Source organism: Ensifer sp. NM-2 (genome assembly GCF_003024455.1).
Classification (GTDB): domain Bacteria; phylum Pseudomonadota; class Alphaproteobacteria; order Rhizobiales; family Rhizobiaceae; genus Ensifer; species Ensifer canadensis.
The window spans coordinates 1-23811 of sequence record NZ_PVZR01000016.1; the positions used below are offsets into that span (position 1 = coordinate 1).

The window sequence follows — 23811 nt, forward strand, 5'->3', positions numbered from 1 at the left end:
GAAATCCCGCTGTCGCCGCAGTCGGCCGCGCTGTTCATCTCGCAGTCCGGCGAAACCGCCGATACGTTGGCATCGCTTCGGTACTGCAAGGACCATGGCCTGACGATCGGCGCGGTCGTCAACACCCACGAATCGACCATTGCGCGCGAATCCGATGCCGTGTTCCCGATCCTGGCCGGTCCTGAGATCGGTGTTGCCTCGACCAAGGCCTTTACCTGCCAGCTGGCGGTGCTCGCCGCCCTTTCGATCGGCGCCGGCCGCGCCCGTGGCACTGTCTCGGCCGATGAAGAACAGACACTCGTTCGCCACCTCGCGGAAATGCCGCGCATCATGGGCCAGGTGCTGAACGCCATCCAGCCAAAGATCGAGATGCTGTCGCGCGAACTGTCGAAGTGCCGCGACGTGCTCTATCTCGGTCGCGGCACCAGCTTCCCGCTGGCGATGGAAGGCGCGCTGAAGCTCAAGGAAATCTCCTATATCCACGCCGAGGGTTATGCCGCCGGTGAATTGAAGCATGGTCCGATCGCGCTCATCGACGAAAACATGCCTGTTATCGTCATCGCCCCGCACGACCGCTTCTATGAAAAGACCGTGTCGAACATGCAAGAGGTGGCAGCCCGCGGTGGACGCATCATCCTGATCACCGACGAAAAGGGGGCGGCCGCCTCGAAGCTCGAGACGATGGCGACGATCGTTCTGCCGAATGTCGACGAGATCATTGCGCCGATGATCTTCTCGCTACCCATCCAACTGCTTGCCTATCACGCGGCCGTGTTCATGGGCACCGACGTCGACCAGCCGCGCAACCTGGCAAAATCGGTGACGGTCGAATGACGTTTTGTTGATGCTGGCTGCACCCTGTTGTGAATGATGTTGCCGATCTAGGCTGCGGAAAACTTGTGCAACGCTTGTGCTGGTGGAGAGCAAAGCGATCGGCTCAAACGCACGTTCTCATTGAAGGAGTGTTGTATATGATTGCGGTACGTTCGGATCGCAATCTATGCTACTAACCACGACATTCGAGGATCAAGAACTTGGTTTCGTACAACAGTGTAATCAGTAATGCCAAGGAGCTTCTGCTCAAGCAGGCGAAGTCCCTGCTAGGCGTTTTTCCGATGGGATCAGACCGCCCAAAATCCTCGGCGCCGACAATGAGAGAAGTTTGGCTTCCCGAGAATGGCCAGCGCGTCGCTCTGGTACGTTGGTTCATAACTGAGTGGTGCAATTATCGCTGTCCATATTGTCCACAAACACATGAACGGCGCGCACCTAAAGGGAATGGCTTTACCGCCCACGCATTCGACAATTTTCCCGTCGAGGAATGGAAAGATGCATTCGATCGCCATTTTGACGACCATCGGCTTTCTATAGTCATCACCGGTGGCGAGCCGATGGTTGACCGCCAGAATATGGGCAAGGTGCTTGCCCATCTGACTATGAAGCCCAACGTTGAGTGTATTCGCATCGACACCAATGCGTGGTGGAAACCTGAACTTTTCGTGGGTGTAGATTTCAGGAAGATCATCCTGATGTGCACATTCCACCCGAGTCACACAAACGAAGAGGAGTTCAAGGAACGCATTTTGGTTTTAAAGCGAGCGGGCGTCCAAATAGGCATGGTCAACTACGTCATGAGTGATGACAACGTGGAGGCGTTCAAGCGTCGTCGGGACGAATTTGCTGAATTGGGCTTGGTTCTACACCCAAACCCGCTGTGGCTGAGCAACGGAACGTATTCAGATGCGAGCTTAATGGTCATGGCCGATGCGATCCCGGACCTTGACTTTCGCTATCGTACCGGCAGCGATGACCCGTTTGGCCTGCAATGCAGCTTTCCGGCGGTGGCCTATGAGGTAGACTACACGGGGAAAGTGTTTGTCGGCTGCCACCCCGCCGAGTTTGGATCGTTCTTCGATCCAGAGCTTCCAGCGCGGCCGACCTCGGCCGTGCCGTGCCCATTTCATTCGTGCGTATGCTTGGACAAGTATTCGTTTCTGGACGGTGTCGAGCGCAATCTAAGCCTCAATCCATTGGCTGAGTATTCGAAAGCATTGCAGCATCAGCACTCCTCGACTGCAGGCGAGTTGCTGCGGCCCTGAACGGGAACCCGTTCGCAGGAACGTTAAGGTGATTCGTAGTAGAGCGAAAGCTTCGGCTCATAGCATCTGATGGTTCTCACATGGCGGGTACTGCCACATCACGATGCGCGGTTACCTTATGCCTGATTCTTCAGGTATGCTGCAAAGACAGGAGTTATTGTGAAGCGACGCTCGTTCCTCAAGGCGGGTCTAGTAGCGGGCGCGGGCGTGGTTGCCGTGACGAAGGGGTCTTTGACGGTCAGCGCACGCGACCGATTGCCTTTCGTAAACGGAGAGAACTACGGCCTGCGCTCATCCGAAAACGGACTTGATCCCAGCAACGCTCCGGCAAATACGGCCGCGTTAAAGGCGATTCGGGACATGATGCAACGAGGCGGTGCACATAGAGGGGGAAAAATTGTCCTTCCTCGGGGTGGGGTCTACTTCTTTAACGATGAGATTAGGTTTGATGCAGATCGGATTGAGAAGGTACATAATATTTATCTTGAAGGAGAAGGTCAGCAGGCTACGGTTATGGATTTCTCCACTGCTGCTCCCGGGAAGTGCGGCATAAAATTTGGGCCTGGCGTAGGCTTTGGAGTACGCAATCTCTCCATTCGGAGTGCTCCGTCCCACAACATCGCGGTGGTCGGCGACAACTCGGGGGGCAGCAACTACGCGGCGCGCGGGATGTTTGAGAATGTAAGAACGCAGCAGGCTGGCGCCGAAGGAATACTTGTCCAAAATGCGTTCGGGATCGAAATGCGAAGCATTTGGTCGACGTTGAACGCGGGCGCTGGTGTTAAAATCTCCGGATTTTCAACCACAATTGCTGCCTATAGTTGCTATTCCTCAGACAATAAAGGCGTTGGCTGGCATATAGCTGGCTCTGTTGCCGCCGCGCTGTTTAATTGTTCAGCTGATCGCGACCTTTTTGGATTTTACATTGAGGGCTGCACAACCGTTAATATTGTCAGTGGTTACTCCGAAGGGTGCCAAAAGGAAGCTGTCTATGTCAGGGCATCACCCATGGCATCCTTGCCGCTGGCACTCCAAGAGCAAGTCAATGGTGCAAATCTCATCAAAATCGACGGATTTTACGCCTTGGAGAATAGCAAGATTGGTCTCAACAAAGCTGCCAATTTTCTGTCCGTGGAAGGTGTCTCCAACCAGGAAGCCACTGTTGAGTACACGGGGGCTTGGTCTTCCAATCAGCCCGGCCAATCACTCGGCGCGCGTTTCAACGGTACCGCTGGAAAGATTGTACGGAAACCGGGCATTAATCGCATTCAAGGTGACGTAGTGGACGTTGGAAGTGTAACAGTCTTATAGAAAGCGATGCAATCCCTACCGGCATCAGTACACGACACCATGTAAACGAGCGATTCAAGCAGCCGTTCGTGGGTGTGGTAGATATCCCTTGATGAAATATTCATATGCTTCCTTGGTGTTGTGTCTGATTATATTTTTATTATATCCTGTGTTTGCCGAGGCATTCACAATATTATTCTTTGGTTGTTCTGTCGTTATCTATAAATTCGGTATTTTTATGTGAATTCAACATGACGTGATTCAGATTTCGCACCCATTGCCAGTCACTGGTAGTCGTGTCCTTTTGTATTGGCGGAAACACAGAGTTTTGAAAGTATCCTTGACACATTTGAGAGTATCCCATAGGTTCAAGTATTCCGAGGGGAGCACTACTCTGTGCTGAGATGGCGGTGAGCCGGACCCTTGAACCTGATCCGGGTCATGCCGGCGTAGGAACGGGAAAAGAGCCAGTTTCGGCAAACTAATCGCGTCTTCGCTTTCACCTGGGTCTCCGTGATATTTTGTCTGGAGATCGATCGATGCTGTCTTTTGCCAAGTTGCCGCCGGATGGCGGGTTTGTATTTAGTCCGGGTTGCTGCGTCGGCTGACCGGCGATGCGCGTGTCTTTCACATTTGTTCGTAGCCTTGCTGTGCTTGCTGTCCTCTGGCAAGGGGCGGTCGTCGTCTTTGCGCTGCCGCGCTATCTGCTACCAACGCCGATCGAGGTACTGGCCGTCTTTGCGCGGCAGCCAGAATTTCTGCTTGAGCAGAGCTTGGTGACGATCGTCGAAATGCTGGCGGGGCTCGCGGTCGGCACGGCGTTCGGCGCTGCGACTGCTATCGTGCTCGCGGCATTGCCGCGGCTCGGAAAGCTCGTCTGGCCTTTCGTGCTCGTCCTCCAAGCCTTTCCTGTCTTCGTCATCGCACCTTTACTGGTGCTGTGGTTCGGCTTCGGCATGATCTCCAAGATCGTGATGGCGGCGATCATCATTTTCTTTCCCGTTGTTTCCGCATTCTCTGATGGGCTGCGACGCACCGATACGCAGATCCTTGATGCCGTGGCGCTGACCAAAGCGAGCCACTGGCAGGCGCTAAGGTTTGTGCGGCTGCCGCTGGCGTTGCCGGGGTTGGTATCCGGCCTGCGGGTTGCGGCCCCCTTGGCGCCGCTCGGCGCGGTCGTCGGCGAATGGGTTGGCGCCTCGGCCGGCCTCGGCTTCGTTATCGTCCAGGCAAATGCCCGCATGCAGACCGATGTCGTCTTTGCCGCGATGGCCATTCTTGCCGTGCTTGCCGTCGGCCTCAGGCTTCTCGTCGATGAGGCAACCCGTCCTCTCGCGCACTGGGCGCGGGAAACGTGAATTTCTGAGATCCATTGGGAGAGTTCATAACATTATGATCCGCAACTTTCTGTTTTCCGCCAGCCTCGCGCTCTGCGTCGTCTTTTCAGCCGGCTCAGCAACTGCCGCTGAAAAGCTGACAGTGATGCTGGAGTGGTTCGTCAATCCCGACCATGCTCCGATCGTTGTCGCCAAGGAGCTCGGCCTGTTCGAAAGGGCGGGGCTCGATGTCGAGTTGGTTCCGCCCGCCGATCCTTCAAGCGTGCCGCGTCTCGTTGCAGCGGGGCAGGCGGATATCGGCGTGCATTATCAACCGAATCTCTATCTCGATCATGCCGCGGGCCTGCCGCTTGTTCGCATTGGCACCCTGGTCGAGACTCCGCTTAACACCGTCACCGTCCTTGACGACGGTCCGATCCGAAGCCTTGCCGATCTGAAGAGCAAAAAGATCGGCTTTTCCGTCTCCGGTTTCGAGGATGCAATGCTCGGCCGGATGCTGGCCTCGGCCGGCCTCAAGAAAGAGGATGTCGAATTGATCAACGTCAACTTCGCGCTCTCCCCATCGCTGATCGCGGGCAAGGTCGATGCAACGATCGGCGGCTTCAGGAATTTCGAGCTGACGCAGATGCGGCTCGAGGGGCATGATGGCCGGTCCTTCTTCCCAGAAGAGCATGGCGTGCCGTTTTATGACGAACTCGTCTTCGTTTCCGACAAGGCAAAGGTGGCCGACAAACGCTTGCGGCCCTTCCTGGCCGCGGTGGAGGAGGGAGCGATCTTTCTCATCAATCATCCGGATGAAGCCTGGAAGCTGTTCGTCAAGGCCTACCCGAACCTGGATGACGAACTTAACCGCAGCGCATTCACGGACACTCTGCCGCGTTTCGCCAAAAGGCCGGCGGCGCTCGACCGTGGCCGCTACGAGCGGTTTGGCGCTTTTCTCTCCGAAAGCGGTTTGATCGGCAAGGCACCTGATGTCGACGATATCGCGGTCGAAATTCGATGACGGGTACATCGGACTTCGTCGAAAATGCCGCTGCATCGCTGGCGCTTGTGCGGGAGCAGCGCCCGCGGGTGCATTGCCTGATGAACACGGTGGTGCAGAAGTTTGTGGCCGATGGGTTAGCAGCGCTGGGTGCGATCCCCTCGATGACATCGACACCGGAGGAGGTCGAGGCTTTTGCCCGCCGCGCCGATGCGCTCGTCGTCAATCTCGGTACGCTTGATGAAGAGCGCCGGAGGGCGATCCGTTTGGCAGCGGCGGTTGCGCGCGATACCGACAAGCCGTGGATCGTCGATCCCGTGCATTGCGACTATTCGCCGTCGCGGCTTGTCTTCGCCCGGGAGCTCATCGCATCCGGCCCTTCCGTTGTTCGCGGCAACGCAAGCGAGATGGACCTTTTCGGGGAGGTCAATGGCGCGCTGAAGATCAAGACCGGGGCAGTCGATGAACTCACACTGGATCTACATACGATCCGGGTTGAGAACGGCCACCCCCTCATGGCGCAGGTCACGGGTACCGGGTGCCTCTCCGGCGCCTTGATCGCAGCTTTCATGGCCGTCGAGCCGGATCGCCTAAAGGCTGCCACGGGTGCACTGCTGACGAGCTGCATCGCCGCCGAAATCGCCGTGCAGAGCTCGAGTGGCCCCGGCACGTTCGAGGCGGCCTTCCGCGATGCGCTCGCAGCGCTCGACCCCGAAGATATCATTGCTCATGCCAGGATTTCCCATGCCGGAGGTTGATTATCGCCTGAATGCCCTCGTCGATGCGCGCCTTGGGGACAACACGAATTTGGCAGACCTCGCGCGGGTCGCCGCGCTCAATCGCGCGACGCTGATCCAGTATCGCGACAAGACGAGCTCGACGCGGGAAATGATCGAACAGGCCCGGGCTATCGGCGCAGGTCTTGCCGGTACCGGTGTGCCCTTCGTCGTCAACGATCGTGTCGATGTGGCGCTTGCAGCAGGTGCCGCCGGCGTCCATCTCGGCCGGGACGATATGGATGCGGCAACGGCGCGCTCGATCATGGGCGATGCTGCGATCATCGGTCTGACGGTTAAGAACGAAGAGGACGCTGAGACGGCGATTGCCTCGCCGATCGACTATGCTTGCATCGGCGGGGTCTATGAGACGCTGTCGAAGCACAACCCCGATCCGCCCCTCGGTCTGGAAGGGTTCGCCAGACTTCGTGCCACGCTTCTGGCGGCCAAGCCGAACCTGCCTGTCGGAGCCATTGCCGGCATAAATGCGCAGCGCGCCGCGGATGTCGTTGCCGTGGGAGTGGATGGTGTTGCAGTCATCTCCACAATCTTCGCCGCTGTGGGTCCAGCGGCGGCCACGGGCGAATTGCGCGCTTGTGAAGAGAAGGCTCTGGCGGAGGCTTCGCGATGACCGCCATTGCAGTCACCATTGCGGGCTCGGATTCCGGTGGCGGGGCTGGCATCCAGGCAGACCTCAAGACCTTTTCGGCTCTCGGCGCCTATGGTGCGAGCGTTATCACCGCGATCACGGCGCAGAACACCAGGGGTGTAACGGCGGTCGAAGACATCTCGCCCGCAATTGTCAAAGCACAGATGGATGCGGTGTTCTCGGATCTCGCCGTTGGCGCGGTAAAGATCGGCATGGTGTCCCGCGGAGAGACGATCGCGATCATTGCCGACGGACTTCGCCGATACGGCAGGATGGCAGTGCTCGATCCTGTGATGGTCGCCACATCTGGCGACGCGCTGCTACGCCCAGATGCTATTGCTGCGTTGAGCGAGCAACTGCTGCCACTGGCGCTGATCGCCACGCCCAACCTGCCAGAGGCGGCATTGCTGACCGGGCGCGCGATCGCGACAGATGAGGCAGAGATGGCGCATCAGGCGCAAATCATTCTGAAGGCCGGCGCGCGTTCGGTCCTGATCAAGGGCGGGCATGGGCATGGCCCCGAAGCGACGGATATCCTCTTCGATGGAGGAAACCCCGTTCGGCTGACGGCGCCGCGCATTGAGACGACGAATGATCACGGCACGGGATGCACGCTGTCGGCGGCGATCGCCGCCGGGCTTGCAGGCGGAATGTCACTCGCAGACGCCGTCATTGCCGCCAAGGATTATCTACACGGTGCCATCGTTGCCGCCGGCGATCTCAAAGTCGGGCAGGGACGTGGACCAGTCCACCACTTCCATCGCTGGTGGCGGCCCGATGTTCGCTAGCGCGGCACAGGCGTTTTCGCTGCAACTGGAGCGAACGCTAGAGCTTGCCGGAGCGGTTCTGCTTGCGCTCCTGCTCGTCACCATCACCTTCTCGGTTCCCCTCCGATACGTGGCGGGAAGCGGTTTTACCGGGGCAGAGGAAGCGGTGAGCTGGTTGCTGGTGGCACTTGTCTCGATCGGGTTGCCGCTTGCCTCGACCGCTAGGGGATTGCGGATCGATCTGTTTGAGGGGGGGAGCGGCGTCTCGTCATTGCCGCGACCATGCGCAAACTGTGCACGGCTCGTTGCAGATTGTCGGGGAGGGCGCAAAACCGTCGTTCCGGCTAAGACGCCTCGCTCCCCGGCATCTGCGCGCGCTGCTCTCCGGCGCCATCACCCTGCTTGCTTGCATCATCCTGATATCGGGCAGCGGCAAAGCGGCTCTTGATCGTGGCGGCATTACGCCGTCGCTCGGCCTGGCCGAAGGACTGCGTCCGGCCATGTTGAGTGCCGGGGGCGTGCTGGCGATCGTTGCGATTCTCCTCCGCCACCTCGCAGAGGGTCGCCTCGTCGCATTCGTTTCGATGCTGGTGGCTGCCGCCGGATTGCACTGGGCGGTCGGTGTCGCGCCGGCCCTGGGCCTAGCATCGCCCAGCGTCATGATTTGTTGTCTTGCTTTTGCGGCAATTATCTTGGGAACGCCGCTACCCCATGCCTTCATTGCCGCAGCCTATGTTGCAGTGGCGTTCGGCGCACCGATGCCGGAGGAGGCGATGGCGGCGGCCACCTTGTCCGGCATGCCGCGTTATTTGCTCACCGCCATTCCATTCTTTCTGCTCGCAGGCGCGCTTTTGACCCGTCCGGGATTGCGAGCGACCTGGTTCGGTTCGCCGCCGCCCTTGTCGGCCATCGTCGCGCCGGGCTCGGACAGACGGTGCTGCTGACCGGCGTGCTTTTTTCTGGCGCTTCCGGCTCGTCGATCGCCAATGCGGCGTTCGGCGCCGCCGCTTTCATGCCGCAGCTGACGAAGCTCGGCACACCGCCTGAACGCGCCGGGGCGCTGGTTGCTGCCGTCTCGGTTCTCGACAACATCATCCCGCCATCGATCGCCTTTCTAATCCTTGCTGCTGCCGCGGATCTATCGACCGGCAAGCTCCTGGCCGGCGGCTTCGTCGCAGGGCTGGTCATGGCGGCAACGCTTGCCGTTGCCATCCATCTGAACGGCGCGACGACAGCGAGCGGCGACAGGGTATCGGCCGGAGAGTGCCGACGACTTGGCGTTCGTGCGCTGCCCGCATTCGGTCTCGGCATCATCGTCGTTGCCGGCATTCGCGCAGGCGTGGTGGCGCCGACCGAGGCTGCTGCACTTGCGGCCGCCTATACCTTGGTCGCGGCCATCTTGAAGCGAACGGCGATTCAAGAGATTGGAGCTGCCTTCCGGCAATCGGCGCGCGAAACCGCAGCAATCTTGTTGTTGATCGGTTCGGCCGCGCCCTTCGCGTTCCTAATTGCCGTTGATGGCGTGGCCGCTCAGGTGTCGTCTGCAGCGGCTTGGCTCGGGTCCAACCCATTTCTGGTGATTGCCGCGCTCAATCTTTTGCTGCTGGGCGTTGGACTGTTCCTCGATATCGGTGCGGCGATCCTGTTGTTTGCACCGCTCACCCTGCCGGTCGCCGTCTCGGCTGGTTTCGACCCCATTCATTTCGGTGTCATCCTGGTCGTCAATCTGATGATTGGCGGTTTGACGCCGCCGGTTGGCATCCTCGTCCAGACCGTCGGCAACGCTTCCGGTGTCCCTGTTGTCGCACTGTTTGCCGCGTCGCGGCCGTATCTGCTCGCGCTGCTGTCGGCGCTGGCACTTCTCAGTTTTTCTGCGGCGCTTGCCGCCTGCTTCTGAGCCCCAAGGGAGGGAATGGATATGCTTCGCCTCAATCGTCGTTCGTTCAACCTGAGCCTGCTTGCTACCGGTGCCTCCGCACTTGCGGCTCCGGCATTGACGGGCCGGGTGGCCGCCGCACGCCGCGTACTCATCGCGTCACTGTTGGGTGAAAATAGGCCGGAGACCAAGGTTTGGCTCAAGATACACGATCTCATCGAAGCCAAGCTCCCGGGACGATTTTCTTTCAACATCGTGCCGAATGCAGCACTCGGCGGCGAGAAAGATGTCAACGAAGGTCTACGGTTGGGTGCCATTCAGGGGAGCCTCTCCACGCTTTCTTCCCTGTCTGCCTGGGCGCCAGAGTGCCAGCTCTTCGATATGCCGTTTCTCTTCCGCAGCCGACCATGTCCGCGCGACGGTCGCTTCTAAGCCCGGAGACGCGCTGAAGGCGAAGCTCGAAGGGGAGGGTTTCAGTGTTGGAGACTATGTCAACTACGGCGCGCGGCATCTGCTTGCCAAGGAACCACTGACGCGTCCCGGTGATGTGGCCGGCAAGAGATTGCGTGTCATCCATAGCCCGCTTCATGCGACGCTTTGGGAAAGTTTCGGTGCTGTTCCTGTCGGTCTGCCGATCACAGAGACCTATAACGCGCTGGCAACGGGTGTCGCCGATGCCATGGACCTGACGAAGTCAGCCTATGCCGGCTTCAAGCTCTATGAGGTCGTGCCAGATGTAATCGAGACAGGCCACATTTGGGCATCGGGCGCGATTGTCTTTTCCAAGGCCTTCTGGAATAGGCTTTCGGGCGAGGAGCAGGCGGTGTTTCGGGATGCAGCCATAGAGGGCGCACAGCATTTCAACGCATTGATCATCGCCGATGAGGCGGCCTCGGCGAGGTGGCGAAAACGGCGGGTGCGCGCTTCCTTGCCGCCGAAGATCGCGAAGAATGGATCGCTGGCGCACGAAAGGTTTGGGCTGCATACTCCGACAAGGTCGGCGGCATGAAGGCGATCGAGGCTGTGCGGGTAATGGGTTAGAGCGGCATCTGCTGGCAAAGCACTCAAGCTGAAAAAATCGGGGCTGCTTCATAATATTGTTAGGGTTCTCACTGCCCTAGCATCGGTCTACATTGCCGCGAATCATATGCCACAGGTTGACGAATGCAGGGCCCACAACATGGTCACGCGCCGATGAAATCGAGTATTGCTCATCTCCCTGAGCGTAAGCAGCGTGAGCTTGCGCGCGTTGTCGAAGTGTTGCACGAGGAGTTCGAAGATGCGCTAAAGGACGGTACTGCCGACTTCAAAAAACGTGGTCGAATACTGAAGGTAATTCTGTTCGGCTCCTACGCACGCGGAAACTGGGTGGATGAGCCGCATACCACGAAAGGCTATCGCTCGGACTACGATATCCTTGTCGTTGTGAACAACAGCAAGCTGACTGACTTCGCGCGCTATTGGTCGAAGGCACAGGACCGCTTGCTGCGTCACTCCGGAATTGAAACACCAACTAGTTTGATTGTCCACTCGCGCCGTGAAGTGAATACCGCGCTTTATGATGGTCGCTATTTCTTTGTCGATATTCGGCGCGATGGCATTGTGCTCTACGAACTCGATGATGAGCCGTTAGCAGTGCCGAAACGGCTAACACCGGCAGACGCCTATCGTATGGCGCAAGAGCATTACGACACCCGCACCGTTACTGCCGCCAACTTTCTGCAGCTCGCTCGATCGGCAGCAGCGGCCAACATGTGGAAAGAGGCTTCGTTTCTGTTGCATCAGTCGATCGAACAAGCCTACGCCACGCTTCTTCTGGTACTGACCAACCACAGCCCAGCCTCCCATAACCTCAACTTCCTGCGTGGTCGCGCCGAAGAGCAGCATCGCGAGCTGGCGGAGATCTGGCCGCGCGATCAACAACGCTTCGCTGCGTGGTTTAACATTGTCAACGAAGCCTATGTAAAAGCGCGTTATTCGCGGCACTTTGAAATTACCGAGGAAGCCCTGTTGTGGCTACTGGGCCGGACCGAGGCACTCATCGATCTGGTGGAAAAAGCCTGCCGTAACCACCTTGAATTGCTCAAATCAGGAAGCCCCAAAGAACCAAGCGAATAAAGCACGATACTAGGTGTCTGGCGGTATCTTGATCATGCATCAGCTTCTGTGATGGGCGCCAACGGATCCGGGTTGCACCATTGTGTGCTCGCGACTTGCGGCGTCTCCTGGGCGAAGGTGGTAGCGATGAAGGCAGAGATGACACAGCGGCCGGGCTTGCCGGCATGCGCCAGCACATTGCGCATGAAATGCACCCGGCCCTTTGCCATGGCGCGCACAGAACCTTGGTGGCGGCCGCCTTGAGGCATTTCTGCGCATCGGAAAAGAGGAGCTTGACGGCGCGCTGACTGGCCCCGTCCAGGAAGAGAGGGCCGGATCTTAGATCATAATTCGTCCCTACTAGGCCTCGCCCCGCTCCTTCGCCAGTTCGGCCTCGAGGCTCTCGGTGTCGCGGAAGATCGTGGCGACCGCCAGCACACTTCCGTCGCGCCTGAAGCGCAGGAGGCAGTCCCTGGCGGGAATGTCGCCCTCGACCTCAATCTCGTCCCATCCTTCGGCATGGCCGACATAGTTGATCGGAACGTCGTAATGCTGGCTCCAAAAGAACGGCACATCCGTGAACTTCTTCCGGCGTCCGAGCATGTTGAGTGCGGCCGCAGCACCTTGCCGCTGCGCCACCACCCAGTGCTCCACCCTGATGTTCTCGCCGCTGTGGGGATCGGGCCACCGGGCAATATCGCCGGCCGCATATATGCCCGGCACACTGGTCTCAAGATATGCATCGACCTGAATGCCCCGATCGGTGGCGAGCCCGGCCGCTTCGGCGAGACCGACCCGCGGCCGCACGCCGATGCCGGCAACGACCATGTCTGCGGCCAGGATGCCGCCGCTGCTCAGCTGGATCTCCTTTGCACCGATGCTCGTCACGGCATCCCCAAGGTGGAAGATGACGCCATTTTCCTCATGCAGGGCGCGGATGAAATCGCCGATCTGCGGCCCCAATATCCGTTCCATCGGCCGTTCGTCGGGCGCCACCACATGCACTTCGATGTCGCGGGTCCGAAGGGCGGCAGCAACTTCAAGGCCGATGAAGCTGGCGCCCAGGACGACGGCGCTGCGTGCAATGCCGGCTTGCGCGATGATCTTCCGACTGTCGGCAAGCGAGCGCAGCGTGTGGACATGAGACTGGTCGGCGCCGGGGATGGTCGGGCGAACCGATTCGGCGCCCGTCGCCAGCAACAGTCTGTCGAAGGCGACCCGAGCCCCATCGGCGAGCAAGATTTCGCTGGCGCGGACATCGATGCCGGCAACCCTGGTTCCCAAGCGCAAGTCGATGCCATTCTTGGCATAAAAGCCCTCCTTGCGCAGCGGGATCCAGTCCTCCGGCGCCTTACCGGCGAGATAGTCTTTCGAGAGGTTAGGGCGGTCGACGGGCAGCGCCTCGTCATCGCTGATCATGACGATGGCGCCCTGAAATTGTTCGCGCCGCAGCCTCTCGGCGGCGGCAAAGCCGGCGGCGCCACCACCGACGATGACGATCTTTTCGGGAGCCGCCCCGGCATCACCCTCGCGTGGGGCAGGCGTCTGCTTCTTGCGCTTCTCGCCAACGATTATTTTGTCGCCGCGCTGTTCAACCGACCAGCATGCGAGCGGCGATAACGCCGGAGCACGCAGGGCCTCTCCGGTGCGCAGATGAAAGCAGGCGTGATGCCAGGGGCAGCGCACGGTGTCGTCGGCGACGAGGCCATCGACGAGCGGCCCACCGTAATGCGAGCAGTTGGCGGCTATCGCGAATATCTCGGATCCGCGGCGCAACAGAAGCACCGGCTCGCCATCGCGATGACCGACCAGCTTGCCGCCATCGGGAAGATCGGTGAGCGCAATGCCGAGGGCGAGGTCGGGTCCGGTCGGGCCTGAATGGTTAGCGGCCATCTTCTCCTCCGTCGAAGGGCAGCTGCCGGTATCGTCCACTGCGACGCTGGGCTTACCTACCCAACAGGCAACTCCTCCGGGATTGTCCGCCATTCCGGCTCCCAGGCAAGTGAATTTGACCTGCAGTTGCGTGCAATTTTTGCGATATGCTCCATCGGAGCCAAGCGCGGTCGTTCCCGCGCCGGGGCAGTCGCTAGAGCGTTTCCGATTTGGACGGAACCGAACAAACGTTCTATCTCTTTGTTTTTACGCATTTCCTGACGGAAAACCGCTTCGCACGTTTCCTGGAAATGCTCTAGGTGCGGGGCGTATCAACCAGGAAATCCTGGCGCGTCAGTGCGATGTCGGCAAGCGTGTAACGGTCGAGGGTGTTCTGGAACGACGACAGCGCGTCGCGCAGCATGCCGGAAAGCTTGCAGCAACGCGTGATCGTGCACTGGTTGCCGGTGGCAAAGCATTCGACCAGGGCGAAATCCGGCTCGGTCAGCCGGATCACGTCACCTATGCGGATGTCTTCCGGACGACGTCCGAGCGTCAGCCCACCCGATCTGCCGCGAACCGCCGTCAGGTACCCGGCGCGGGTCAGCGTGTTGGCCACCTTGTTGAGATGCGCCTTCGACACGCCGAAGGCGCGCGCCGTTTCCTCGATCGTAAACAGCCGGTCCCCAGCGGATGCCGCGAACATCAGCATGCGCAGCGTGTAGTCGGAAAAGTTCGTCAGCCTCATTTCGCTCCAACCTTTGCGCATGCCGATCCTGCCGGTTGCCCCGGAAGGTCATAGGCTGTCGGCCGTGATCGGCTCGACGGACAACGTGTTTTCACCGCGATTGTAGGCCAGTGCAAGGCGGAAGGAATGCGCGATGCGCAATGCCCGTTCCATGAACAGCGCCGCAATCTCCGGCGGGCAGAGTTTTTGGACTGTAGCGCGAAACAAACCCAGCCACTGGCGAAAATGCTGTTCGCCCAGGCCAGGAAGCGCCAGATGCGGCGGCAGCGGTCGGCCGTCATAGCGGCCGCTGCGAAGCATCAAAGACGACCAGAAGTCGCACATTTTCGTCAGATGCTGTGGCCAGTCATGCCGCGCGATGGCGCTGTTGAACACCGGCCCGAGCAGGGCATCCTTGCGGATCCCGTCGTAGAAGCCGTGAACCACGTCGTGGATCATCTGCTCGTCTAACTGCTCGGGTAGCACCCGGCCGTCGATAACGATGGTTGGTTTGTCATTTGCGCCTTTGCTCATGCCTGGATTCAGTCCTCAGTCAGGCCGATACGGCCCTTTTTCGTCCAACGACGATCGGGTGTGTGATGAGAATACGCTTCACTATGCGGATCAAAACATATATCGTCAATATATCTTTATGCCACATACCGGCGCGTACATTCGATGAGGGACCAGATGAGGCTCGAGCTTGACCAGACCGGAGATTATGTTCTGGACCCGGCATTCCTGGCGGTGCGGCTTTCGATAGAGGCGAGTGAACTTCGGCGCCGAATGCGTCTTGGCCTCGTGACCAGCATAGTAGAGCGCGGCGTCGACAGCGACGAAGGCCGCAAGCGCCTGACTGTGCGCAACGGCAACTCGGTCTGGCGGGGCATTGTCGACGCCGACAACTGCATTGTCAGCGAGGAGTCCCTTGACCTCAGGCGACCTTCGACCTTGGGAGGCTAGCTGCGTTCGTCGACCATCCTCGTCCTCCCGCAGAAAGCGCTCGGCAGGGCCCGACCAAAGTCAGTTAGCCAAGAAACGAATCCAACAATAGGCGGAATAGCAACATGAACGATCGTCAGTCGGAAAGTACACTCGTGCCAATGCTGGTCGTTGGCTTATTGCTCGTTATCGTGGGCTACATGGTCGTTATGATGTTCGTGTAAGCGAAGCGATTTGACTGAGCTGTTGGCGAGGTATGCCTCCAAACGATTGAGTTCGCCCATCTGGGATTGGCCGGTCTTGTCCCTCAGTTCCACTGGAACTTCCACCCCGAATTGACTCCGTTCATGTTCGGAAGCTCATGGGGGATAGAAGGTGTTCGTGAAGGTATCCAGAAGCCAGAAAGAAAGTTCCGTTCGTGATGTAATCGGTGAACGTTCCTCGACGTACGCGCCAATCCGCTTTGCTGATCTGGGATGGCCAGCAACAAGTGAGGTGCAGGTCAGCCATTTCATCGGGCGGCATTCGTCGATCGCTCAGATCGAGCGAGCCGAACACGATCGGCCATCAAATGGGCTGGAGGGCGTAAGACGATATCGTGTCTGCAAGGGCTCTCAGTTTGGTACTGATTTCGCGAGCCTGATGCTCAGTCAGTGCAAATTGGAGTGCTGATACGTCTGTGTTATCAGGATTGACGCTGAACTCGAGCCTAAGGAAGACGTCGGCTTCGTTGTTGATCAGCGTTGCGGCCTTCCAGCCGACGACCGGTGATACTCTGACGCTCCCGCGCCCGTCCTTGTTCCAACCATTCATCGTGTTGCAAACCTCCGCTGACGAAGTCAGATTAAAGCAAAACAATGACAGGTTGCCGACTGCCGCCACGATTTCACGGCAAGGCAGGCTGATGCCCTGGCCGCACCGATCAGTGCCACTTGCACGTTGTGTCGCTCACCTGCGCGGCGGCAATCAAGGTGAGATTCAGCGTCAATCAGGATGAGACTCGGCGGTTTCTGCAAGCCGCGACCATCGCCGAGGCAAGTCGTGCGGGAATGTCGCTGAAGCTTGATCTGGAGCAAGGTCGCTCGCCAGCAATAGGGTATCAATAGAGTGTCAAATCGGGAGATTTCATTTGTCACGGGCTTATGGAAAATGGGCGACCTATCTGCGCTTGCTGTGCGCGATTGCCCTGTTGTCCATATCATTTGCCCATAGGGCTCCAGCTACCGCGTTCGTAGCTGTCGGCTTTGACGTTTCCGCGTTTGCTCTTCCAGATGGCACGGCGCCGGACTTATGCCTTGCCGGCGTCCATGACGGTGAAGAGGGGTATGGCGCATCGGGAACCTGCGAAGCGTGCCGCCTCAGTGCCTTGCTGCTGCTTCCGTCGCCGACAGACACGGTCGGGGTGCCGGTAGGCTCAATTCGAGAGCATGGTTTTTCCGCACGCCCGAACACAGACCGGCGACCTGTGCGAACCGCCAACGCGTCGCCGCGAGCGCCTCCCGCCAGCGTCATGGGTTGATCGTACCGCCGCGCCTTGCGCCGGCGGATAGCAATCTTGGCGGCTGCATCGCACTTGCACGAGCAAGCCCGCGGCCGAACGCCGGAAAAAATCCATGCTTAACATCTCGATGCCTGTGGAGGCAGCGCTTGCGCTGCCGCCGAATTTCGCAGGCTTGCCGTTTTCTCCATCATTTGTCGGCCGTCGCCGGCTGTTTTCACCCCGAACGACGATTTACGACCAGGATGAGACCGCTGTCCCCATCTATCGACTGGTGGATGGTTGTGTCGCGCTCACACATTCACTCAGAGACGGTCGCCGACAGGTCCTCGACATCATTGGTCCCGGTCGCTTGTTCGGTCTCGTCTTTCACGAAGACAACCATTGCGGCGCCCAGGCCCTGACGTTCAGTCAAGTCGAAAGCCTTGGTCGAACGGTCGACGAAGGCATTCTCGACCAGGCTCTGGTGCAGATGCTGAACCGGGCTCACAGCCTTGCAACCCTGCTTGGACGCAAGACTGCGATGGAGCGCGTGAGCTCGGCCGTGTTTGATCTTGCCCAGCAGTTCAAACGCGCATCGCGCAACCCTCAACGCGGTGCACCGACGTTCAATCTGCATTTGACCCGCGCCGATCTCGGCGACTGGCTCGGCTTGACGATTGAAACAGTCAGCCGATGCCTCAACCAGCTCAAGCGGGACAAGGTCATCGATTTCTCACACCCGGAAATCGTGAGGGTGCTGGACACAGACAGGCTGCAAGCGATGGCTGCAGGGGGACGCGGCGAGGTCCGCAAACGTCGAGCCTGAGCCGGACTTCACACAAGTTACTGGAAATGAATCATTCCCATGAAAAAGACACTTGCACTTATCGTCACCACTCTCCTGGTCTTTGCCGGACAGGGCCGCGCGGAAATCAATGTCACCGACGTCAAGGGCCGTCACGTCAGTTTGGCTGCTCCCGCGCAACGGGTTGTCCTGAACTTCTATTACGAGGATTTCATCGCGGTCGTTGGTCCAGGCGCCATGGACAAGGTGGTCGCGTTGTCACTTTCCACCTGGAAGGACTGGCGGCCGAACCAGTTTGCGGCCTATCTCGACGCAATTCCCTCCCTTGCAGCACTGCCGGATGTCGGCGATACGGAAAACGGCACGTTTTCGATTGAGAAGGTGCTGTCGGTGAAACCGGATCTCGTCATTTTATCCGCCTGGTCTTTCGACGCGCTTGGCGAGGCCGTCAAACAGATGGAGACGGCCGGCATTCCTGTGGTCGTGCTCGACTATAACGCCCAGACGGTCGAAAAGCATGTCCAGTCGACGCTTGTTCTGGGGGCGGTCATGGGATCGCGTGACCGTGCAAAAAGACTTGCTTCGCAATATGAGGCAGCAATGCAGGATATCGACAGGCGCATCGCCAACGCGAAACCGACGAACAAGAAGGTCTATGTCGAGCTGGCTCAAAAAGGCCCGTCCGAAGTCGGAAACAGCTACGGCAACGGTATGTGGGGATCGCTCATCGACAGACTTGGCGGGACCAATATCGCCAAGGGGCAGTTGGAAAACTGGGGGCCGCTCAGCCCGGAATACGTTCTTGCACAGGAACCCGATATCATCTTTCTCGCCGGCTCTGAATGGTTGGACAAGCCAGAGGCGGTCACGGTCGGGTTCGGCGCCTCTAAGGAAATCGCACGCGACCGCATGAAGGCCTATATCGCCCGACCAGGTTGGAACGGGTTGCCGGCGGTTAGAAACTCCGCCTTGCATGCGATCTACCACGGCGGTGCGCGAACTTTGTCTGACTATGTCTACGCGCAATATATAGCCAAGCAGCTCTACCCAGATGCTTTCAGCGACGTAGACCCGGCAGTCGAGATTAAACGCTACTACGACACCTGGATGCCGATTAAAGCAGAGGGCGTTTTTGTGCTCCCCTATCGGGCCGACGGCCAATGAGCGACGCGACCCTCAAACTCGATATCTTTCGTTCGCACTATCGCCGCGACGTTTCCCTTCGTCTTGCGGCACTTGCCGCCGCGATGCTGGCGCTTGCATTTCTGGTGCTGGTTGACCTGGCAAAGGGGCCGTCGGGCATGGCACTTGCCAATGTCTGGGCGACGCTTTGGGCTGGCCCTCATGGCGCAGATCGAATGGCGGCGACTATCTTGTGGCAGTTGCGCATGCCCCAGACGGCTATGGGCGTGCTCGTCGGCGTCTGCCTCGGGGTTGCCGGATTGCAGATGCAGACGATACTTTCCAATCCTTTGGCAAGCCCGTTCACGCTCGGATTTTCCGCTGCCGCAGGGTTCGGTGCAGCGCTGGCAATCATGTTTGGTGGGTTCCTGCCTGTGCCGGGTTTCATTCTGGTTCCGGCATCAGCCTTCGTCATGACGCTCCTTGCATGCGGCCTCGTCTACTGCGTTGCGGCCCTGCGGGGAACGACCCCCGAAATTCTCGTGCTGGCCGGCATTGCGGTCCTGTTTCTTTTTCAGTCCATGCAATCCCTGCTGCAATTCATGGCCGCACCCGAAGTTCTCCAACAGATCGTCTTCTGGCTGTTCGGCAGCCTGCTGAAAGCAAGCTGGACCACTGTTGCCGTCACCGCGGCGATCCTGACCGCATGCCTTCCCTTCGTCATACGCGACAGCTGGAAGCTGACGCTACTGAGATTGGGTGACGTCAATGCCACCAGCATGGGCTTGTCGGTTGATGCGCTGCGCAGACGCAGCTTCGTGCTCGTCTCGCTTTTGACGGCCGCGGCCGTCTGTTTCGTGGGGACGATCGGTTTCGTCGGCCTGATTGCTCCACATGTGGCGCGCGCGGCCGTTGGCGAGGATCACCGCTTTGCGCTGCCAATGAGTGCAACGGTCGGCGGGATCATCCTGATCGGTGCATCGGTTTTCGGAAAGCTGCTGTCGCCGGCCGCCGTCATCCCCGTTGGCATAATCACGGCTGTTGCTGGCGTTCCCATGTTGTTTGTCGTCATTGCGCGGCGTGGCAAAGGAGAGCAACAGTGACCGAGGGTCTGACTTTGACGAACGTTTGCGTAGACCACGGGCGAACCCGCACGATTGACTGCTTCTCGCTGACGCTCGCGCCTGGCCAGATCGTCGCCGTGGTTGGCCCGAACGGTGCTGGCAAATCCACCTTGCTCGGCGCCATTGCCGGGAGTGTTGCGCATTCGGGTACGATCCTATGGGAGAGCGGCCCAATCGACTGCAGAACTGTCGGCTTCATGCCGCAGCATTGCTCTGTAAACGCAGATCTCTCTGTGCTGCAAACCCTTCTGCTCGCCCGCCATGAGCAGTTGGGATGGCGAATAGGCGAACCTGAGATCACGAGAGCCTTGACGATGCTTTGCCAGCTGGGACTGGAGCATCTTGCCAATCGCCGGATCAACACGCTGTCGGGCGGTCAACAGCAGTTGGTCCTGCTCGGGCAGCGGCTCATGCGCCAGCCGCGGCTGCTTATCCTCGACGAAGCGACCTGCGCACTGGATCTGCGCCATCAATTGACGGTCCTTGCTCTGTTGCGGGACTATGTTTGCCGATCGGGCGCACTCATCCTCATGGCGGTTCATGATCTCAATCTCGCGGCCCGGACCACCGACCGGCTGCTTCTGCTACACAAAGGCAGGGTTGCCGCTTCCGGAGAGCCAGCGGCTGTCCTGACCGCCTCGAGACTAGGCTCGGTCTATGGAGTTGATGTGGAGGTTGTCGCTGAGGGACAGGACGTTCCCTTCGTCATACCGATCGCGGCGCGGCGATCCCATGCCGCCTAGGTTGCGAATTCCCGTACAGATCCGCCTGCTTGTTCGGTGCCTAGCGACGACGGCAACATCGTCTATGGCGCAATGGGTAAGGGATGTTGCCCGAGCACGGTGTCGGCCATCACGTGATGATCTGGCGAGGATACTGCTATGGCAGGTGGCCACGGTCGCGGCGTCGCCAGCATCCTCATCCGTTCGGCACTCGCTGCGCTCCGTTCCCGGATGCGGCCTCCGGTCCCGCCCTTGATCCCATTTCCACGCACGCAAACATGTTTTCGTCCGTTTGTCTTTTATTCTTTGAAGAAGAATCACCCACCAAGCGAGGTCTAACTATGAACAAACTGTACGTTTCGATTTCTCTGGCCTTGTTGTTGGCCCTGGGCGTGATGCCCGCTCACGCAAAGCAGCGGGCCACGATCCAATCGCCAGCGTCGGGCGTGCTGTGCGACCGCTACGTGTGCGCCAATGAAAAGGGGATCTCCCACGAGCTGACGAAAAAATATCTCGGTAAGAAGGCCGCCGCGAACAAGCTGTTCACAACCAGTGATGTTGACCTGACCGAGTTCACCTTTGCCAACGGGGTTTTCTGCGACGCGAAGGAGCGGCTGTGCCGTGAAGATCGGTACTATGGCGCGAACGGACAGCGCAGCGGGACCGTCTCCAAGAAATACACCAAGGCGCTGTTTGGCGAATGACCAAAACCGGTCGGTTCCGGCTAAGGGGAAATGACCCTCTCTCATCATGACCGGCACGGGTCTTGCTCGCTCTAAGCACGGGCATAAGCTGGAAGCTCGCCCAAGGTGTCTCGAGGATTTCCCATCTTGCCTGGATTTCGCGGCACGCCGATCAGGTTGCTATGTGTTATCAGAACTCCCGTGGGTCTATTTCCTCATCGAACTGGTTGGATATGTCGGCTCACATTCCACACAAAACCTGCCAGCTCTCGGACCGCGGTGATGACCTTCGGTTGCGGTTTGCAGGCCGCAGAGTGCCGACGGTATCGCTGGCACAGTCTTGCCTGTGCCTTCCAACCATCGCCCTGATCTCTTCCGGAAGATGTTCGGCCCGCATCCTGTATCGAAGTTCCTCGCGTGCCGGCAGTCGATAGGACCATATGAAAACGCCCACGTTTTGGGAACGTGGGCGTTCAGATCGTTGCGGCGTTGTTACATCGCTCCCGCTGCAATGTCAGCGTCGAGACGATCCCGCGCCTTCTTCGGGAGCTTGGCAGTCTTCACGATTTCGAGGTTGTCCGGAGCGTCGCCGACGACGACAAGAGCGACCATACCCATGCTCATGTGGGGAGCGCATTTGATGGCGTACGCGCCCTTAACATCGAAAGTGATTTTCACCGTTTCGTTCATCTTCCCTTTGAAAGCCTGCGCACCTTCCGGGATGAGGTTGGCGATCGATTCGGCATTGTGAGACTTATCGGTCGGTATAAATGTTACGGTGTCTCCCGGGGCCACTCGAGTAAGTCCCGGCTCGAACACCATCACACCGTCTTTGCCCTTGTTCAGCATGTGTACTTCATAGTCGGCTGCCTGCGATACGGTAGCCATTACCGCCAAAGCCATTGCAGTTCCAATCGTGAGGTTTGCCAGTCGTTTCATAGCTCTTCTCCTGTTCTTGAAGCCGCTTGGCTTCGTTGACGCTGATGTACCGGAGAAGACGCCGTGAAGTTTGACTAAACGCAAATAACTCGACGTTCGCGAAAATCGCTCACGCAACGCGTTGCCGTAGTCGCTCTCCTATCCTCGACAGGGGGTTTCCCTCGCGCGAAGACGCCCCTAGAGACCGCGCGTCGGACAGAGTGGCTTCTGTACTTGCGAGCCAGAACCGTTCCACAAGCCCGTGGAGACGGGTTGCTTCTGCAGCCAAGGTCGCGCTTGCGCTATTGGTCTCCTCAACCATTGCGGCGTTCTGTTGGGTTACCTGATCCATTTGGTTGACGGCCGCGTTGACTTGCAGGAGCCCTGCGGATTGCTCATTGGTCGAGGTGGCGATGGCATCCACGTTCAGGTTAATGGCATTAACCTGGCCTTCGATACTTTTGAGGGCTTCCCCGGTGTCCTTAACGAGTTGGACGCCGGTCTCGACATCGATACGAGAGCTGTGGATGAGGTCTTTGATTTCTCGAGCGGCTCCTGCAGACCTTTGCGCGAGTTCACGCACTTCTTGCGCGACGACAGCAAAGCCCTTGCCAGCCTCGCCTGCCCGGGCCGCCTCCACCCCGGCGTTCAATGCAAGAAGATTGGTCTGAAACGCGATTTCGTCAATCACGGCAATTATGCCGGCAATCTGTTTTGATGACTGTTCAATCTTGACCATCGCTACAATCGCTTCGCCGACGATCGTGCCACTCCTGTCGGTGTTTAAGCTGGCTTGCTTGGCGGTGCTGCGCGCTTCGTCGGCCCGCTTGCCGATTGGGCGACATTTTAGACGAAGGCTGGCTCGCCTCTAAAGCTCTCTTCCTTGACGCAAATCAAAGTTGTCTGGAGCACTCAAGTCTATTTGCTTTTTTAGCGGCGCGGCTGGCGTGACGTCGAAACAATCGGACCGTGTCTCCTTGAATGACAGCGGTCACAGAGTGAAGGAACTACGAGATGTCCATGCTCAAGACTTCGTTGGCCGCCATCTTGCTGGCGGCCGGAACGGTCTTTCCTGCCATGGCGCACATAACCCTCGACAACGGCAGTGCAAAGGTCGGATCAACCTACAAAGCCATTCTGCGGGTCGGGCACGGTTGTGACGGCAAGGCCACGGTTGCTCTTAGGGTGCGGTTTCCGGAAGGCGTAATTTCAGTGAAGCCCATGCCCAAACCCGGTTGGAAAATCGAGAAGACGCATGGCGAATATGCGAAAGCGTACGAACTGCACGGTCAGCAACAAACAAGTGGCGTCCGCGAACTGATCTGGTCAGGTGGCAACCTGGCGGACGACGAATACGACGAGTTTGTGTTCCGGGCTTACATCACCGACGCCTTCAAGCCGGGTGCAACTGTCGCGTTTCCCGTCGTCCAGGATTGCGTAGGTGGGGCTACCACAAGGTGGATCGAGGTCCCGACTGACGGGAAGAGCGCTGATGACTACGAACATCCCGCGCCGACTTTGACCATCATCGAAAAGTGACGAC

General features: G+C 58.8%; 20 protein-coding genes, 4 pseudogenes and 1 riboswitch. Of the genes and pseudogenes, 18 read left to right on the forward strand and 6 right to left on the reverse strand.

From position 1 onward, the window contains the following. The 11 genes and pseudogenes from C6558_RS26175 to C6558_RS26230 all read left to right on the forward strand — a co-directional run. Positions 1 to 834: SIS domain-containing protein (locus C6558_RS26175; protein ID WP_146160914.1), on the forward strand; the 834-nt coding region annotated here is incomplete at its 5' end. Positions 835 to 1034: 200 nt separating this feature from the next. Next, positions 1035 to 2099 carry a radical SAM protein gene (locus C6558_RS26180; RefSeq protein ID WP_107027899.1) on the forward strand — a complete coding sequence of 355 codons (1065 nt, stop codon included), beginning with the start codon at positions 1035 to 1037 and terminating at the stop codon, positions 2097 to 2099. Between the two features lie 159 nt (positions 2100 to 2258). Next, the gene (locus C6558_RS26185) at positions 2259 to 3410 is read left to right on the forward strand and encodes a hypothetical protein (protein ID WP_107027900.1); all 1152 of its coding nucleotides are present in this window, start codon (positions 2259 to 2261) and stop codon (positions 3408 to 3410) included. 349 nt (positions 3411 to 3759) lie between these two features. Next, positions 3760 to 3862, forward strand: a riboswitch (TPP riboswitch). 141 nt (positions 3863 to 4003) lie between these two features. Further along, on the forward strand, positions 4004 to 4747 hold the full coding sequence (locus tag C6558_RS26190) for an ABC transporter permease (protein ID WP_107027901.1): 744 nt from the start codon (positions 4004 to 4006) through the stop codon (positions 4745 to 4747). 34 nt (positions 4748 to 4781) lie between these two features. Further along, positions 4782 to 5729: an ABC transporter substrate-binding protein gene (locus tag C6558_RS26195; RefSeq protein WP_107027902.1), complete on the forward strand. Its 948-nt coding sequence runs from the start codon at positions 4782 to 4784 to the stop codon at positions 5727 to 5729. Then, positions 5726 to 6466 carry a hydroxyethylthiazole kinase gene (locus tag C6558_RS26200; protein ID WP_107027903.1) on the forward strand — a complete coding sequence of 247 codons (741 nt, stop codon included), beginning with the start codon at positions 5726 to 5728 and terminating at the stop codon, positions 6464 to 6466. The genes C6558_RS26195 and C6558_RS26200 overlap by 4 nt, the downstream gene beginning before the upstream one ends. Beyond that, complete coding sequence (gene thiE, locus C6558_RS26205) at positions 6453 to 7115, forward strand: thiamine phosphate synthase (RefSeq protein WP_107027904.1); 663 nt, start codon at positions 6453 to 6455, stop codon at positions 7113 to 7115. Before C6558_RS26200 ends, thiE begins: the two co-directional genes overlap by 14 nt. Further along, positions 7112 to 7921, forward strand: coding sequence for a bifunctional hydroxymethylpyrimidine kinase/phosphomethylpyrimidine kinase (thiD, locus tag C6558_RS26210; RefSeq protein ID WP_107027905.1), 810 nt, complete (start codon positions 7112 to 7114; stop codon positions 7919 to 7921). Before thiE ends, thiD begins: the two co-directional genes overlap by 4 nt. A gap of 638 nt (positions 7922 to 8559) precedes the next feature. After that, positions 8560 to 9797: pseudogene (locus C6558_RS26220) on the forward strand (TRAP transporter large permease subunit). 21 nt (positions 9798 to 9818) lie between these two features. Further along, positions 9819 to 10817: pseudogene (locus tag C6558_RS26225) on the forward strand (TRAP transporter substrate-binding protein). A 153-nt stretch (positions 10818 to 10970) separates the two neighbouring features. Then, the gene (locus tag C6558_RS26230; RefSeq protein WP_107027908.1) at positions 10971 to 11894 is read left to right on the forward strand and encodes a nucleotidyltransferase and HEPN domain-containing protein; all 924 of its coding nucleotides are present in this window, start codon (positions 10971 to 10973) and stop codon (positions 11892 to 11894) included. A 77-nt stretch (positions 11895 to 11971) separates the two neighbouring features. Here C6558_RS26230 and C6558_RS26235 read toward each other — a convergent pair. The 4 genes and pseudogenes from C6558_RS26235 to C6558_RS26250 form a co-directional block, all read right to left on the reverse strand. Further along, a pseudogene (locus C6558_RS26235) lies at positions 11972 to 12177 on the reverse strand (transposase); the annotation flags it as partial. Positions 12178 to 12233: 56 nt separating this feature from the next. Continuing rightward, positions 12234 to 13766, reverse strand: a complete 1533-nt coding sequence (locus C6558_RS26240) for an FAD-dependent oxidoreductase (RefSeq protein ID WP_107027909.1) — start codon at positions 13764 to 13766, stop codon at positions 12234 to 12236. Between the two features lie 295 nt (positions 13767 to 14061). After that, on the reverse strand, positions 14062 to 14493 hold the full coding sequence (locus C6558_RS26245) for an Rrf2 family transcriptional regulator (RefSeq protein WP_057215310.1): 432 nt from the start codon (positions 14491 to 14493) through the stop codon (positions 14062 to 14064). 48 nt (positions 14494 to 14541) lie between these two features. Further along, entirely contained in the window at positions 14542 to 15006 is a 465-nt protein-coding gene (locus C6558_RS26250) for a group III truncated hemoglobin (RefSeq protein WP_107027910.1), read from the reverse strand. 156 nt (positions 15007 to 15162) lie between these two features. Between C6558_RS26250 and C6558_RS26255 the strand changes: the two genes are divergently transcribed. The 6 genes from C6558_RS26255 to C6558_RS26285 all read left to right on the forward strand — a co-directional run bounded on the left by C6558_RS26255 (position 15163) and on the right by C6558_RS26285 (position 21371). Continuing rightward, entirely contained in the window at positions 15163 to 15435 is a 273-nt protein-coding gene (locus C6558_RS26255; RefSeq protein WP_057210591.1) for a DUF6522 family protein, read from the forward strand. A 1592-nt stretch (positions 15436 to 17027) separates the two neighbouring features. Then, complete coding sequence (locus tag C6558_RS26265; protein WP_107027911.1) at positions 17028 to 17720, forward strand: Crp/Fnr family transcriptional regulator; 693 nt, start codon at positions 17028 to 17030, stop codon at positions 17718 to 17720. 39 nt (positions 17721 to 17759) lie between these two features. Next, a complete protein-coding gene (locus C6558_RS26270; RefSeq protein ID WP_107027912.1) occupies positions 17760 to 18863 on the forward strand; it encodes an ABC transporter substrate-binding protein in 1104 nt (367 codons plus the stop codon). Then, positions 18860 to 19924 carry an iron ABC transporter permease gene (locus C6558_RS26275; protein ID WP_107027913.1) on the forward strand — a complete coding sequence of 355 codons (1065 nt, stop codon included), beginning with the start codon at positions 18860 to 18862 and terminating at the stop codon, positions 19922 to 19924. The genes C6558_RS26270 and C6558_RS26275 overlap by 4 nt, the downstream gene beginning before the upstream one ends. Continuing rightward, positions 19921 to 20688, forward strand: a complete 768-nt coding sequence (locus tag C6558_RS26280; RefSeq protein ID WP_107027914.1) for an ABC transporter ATP-binding protein — start codon at positions 19921 to 19923, stop codon at positions 20686 to 20688. The genes C6558_RS26275 and C6558_RS26280 overlap by 4 nt, the downstream gene beginning before the upstream one ends. Positions 20689 to 21008: 320 nt before the next feature. Beyond that, a complete protein-coding gene (locus tag C6558_RS26285) occupies positions 21009 to 21371 on the forward strand; it encodes a YcgJ family protein (protein ID WP_107027915.1) in 363 nt (120 codons plus the stop codon). Between the two features lie 471 nt (positions 21372 to 21842). Here C6558_RS26285 and C6558_RS26290 read toward each other — a convergent pair whose 3' ends face one another. Both C6558_RS26290 and C6558_RS26295 read right to left on the reverse strand, forming a co-directional pair. Then, positions 21843 to 22253, reverse strand: coding sequence for a pseudoazurin (locus C6558_RS26290; protein WP_225906570.1), 411 nt, complete (start codon positions 22251 to 22253; stop codon positions 21843 to 21845). Positions 22254 to 22398: 145 nt separating this feature from the next. Next, positions 22399 to 23097 (reverse strand): annotated as a pseudogene (locus tag C6558_RS26295) (methyl-accepting chemotaxis protein); the annotation flags it as partial. Between the two features lie 185 nt (positions 23098 to 23282). On the opposite strand from C6558_RS26295, the gene C6558_RS26300 reads away from it, so the two are divergent. Beyond that, positions 23283 to 23807 (forward strand): YcnI family protein, encoded by a 525-nt coding sequence (locus C6558_RS26300; RefSeq protein ID WP_107027918.1) that lies wholly within the window; start codon positions 23283 to 23285, stop codon positions 23805 to 23807. The last annotated feature ends 4 nt before the right edge of the window (positions 23808 to 23811 follow it).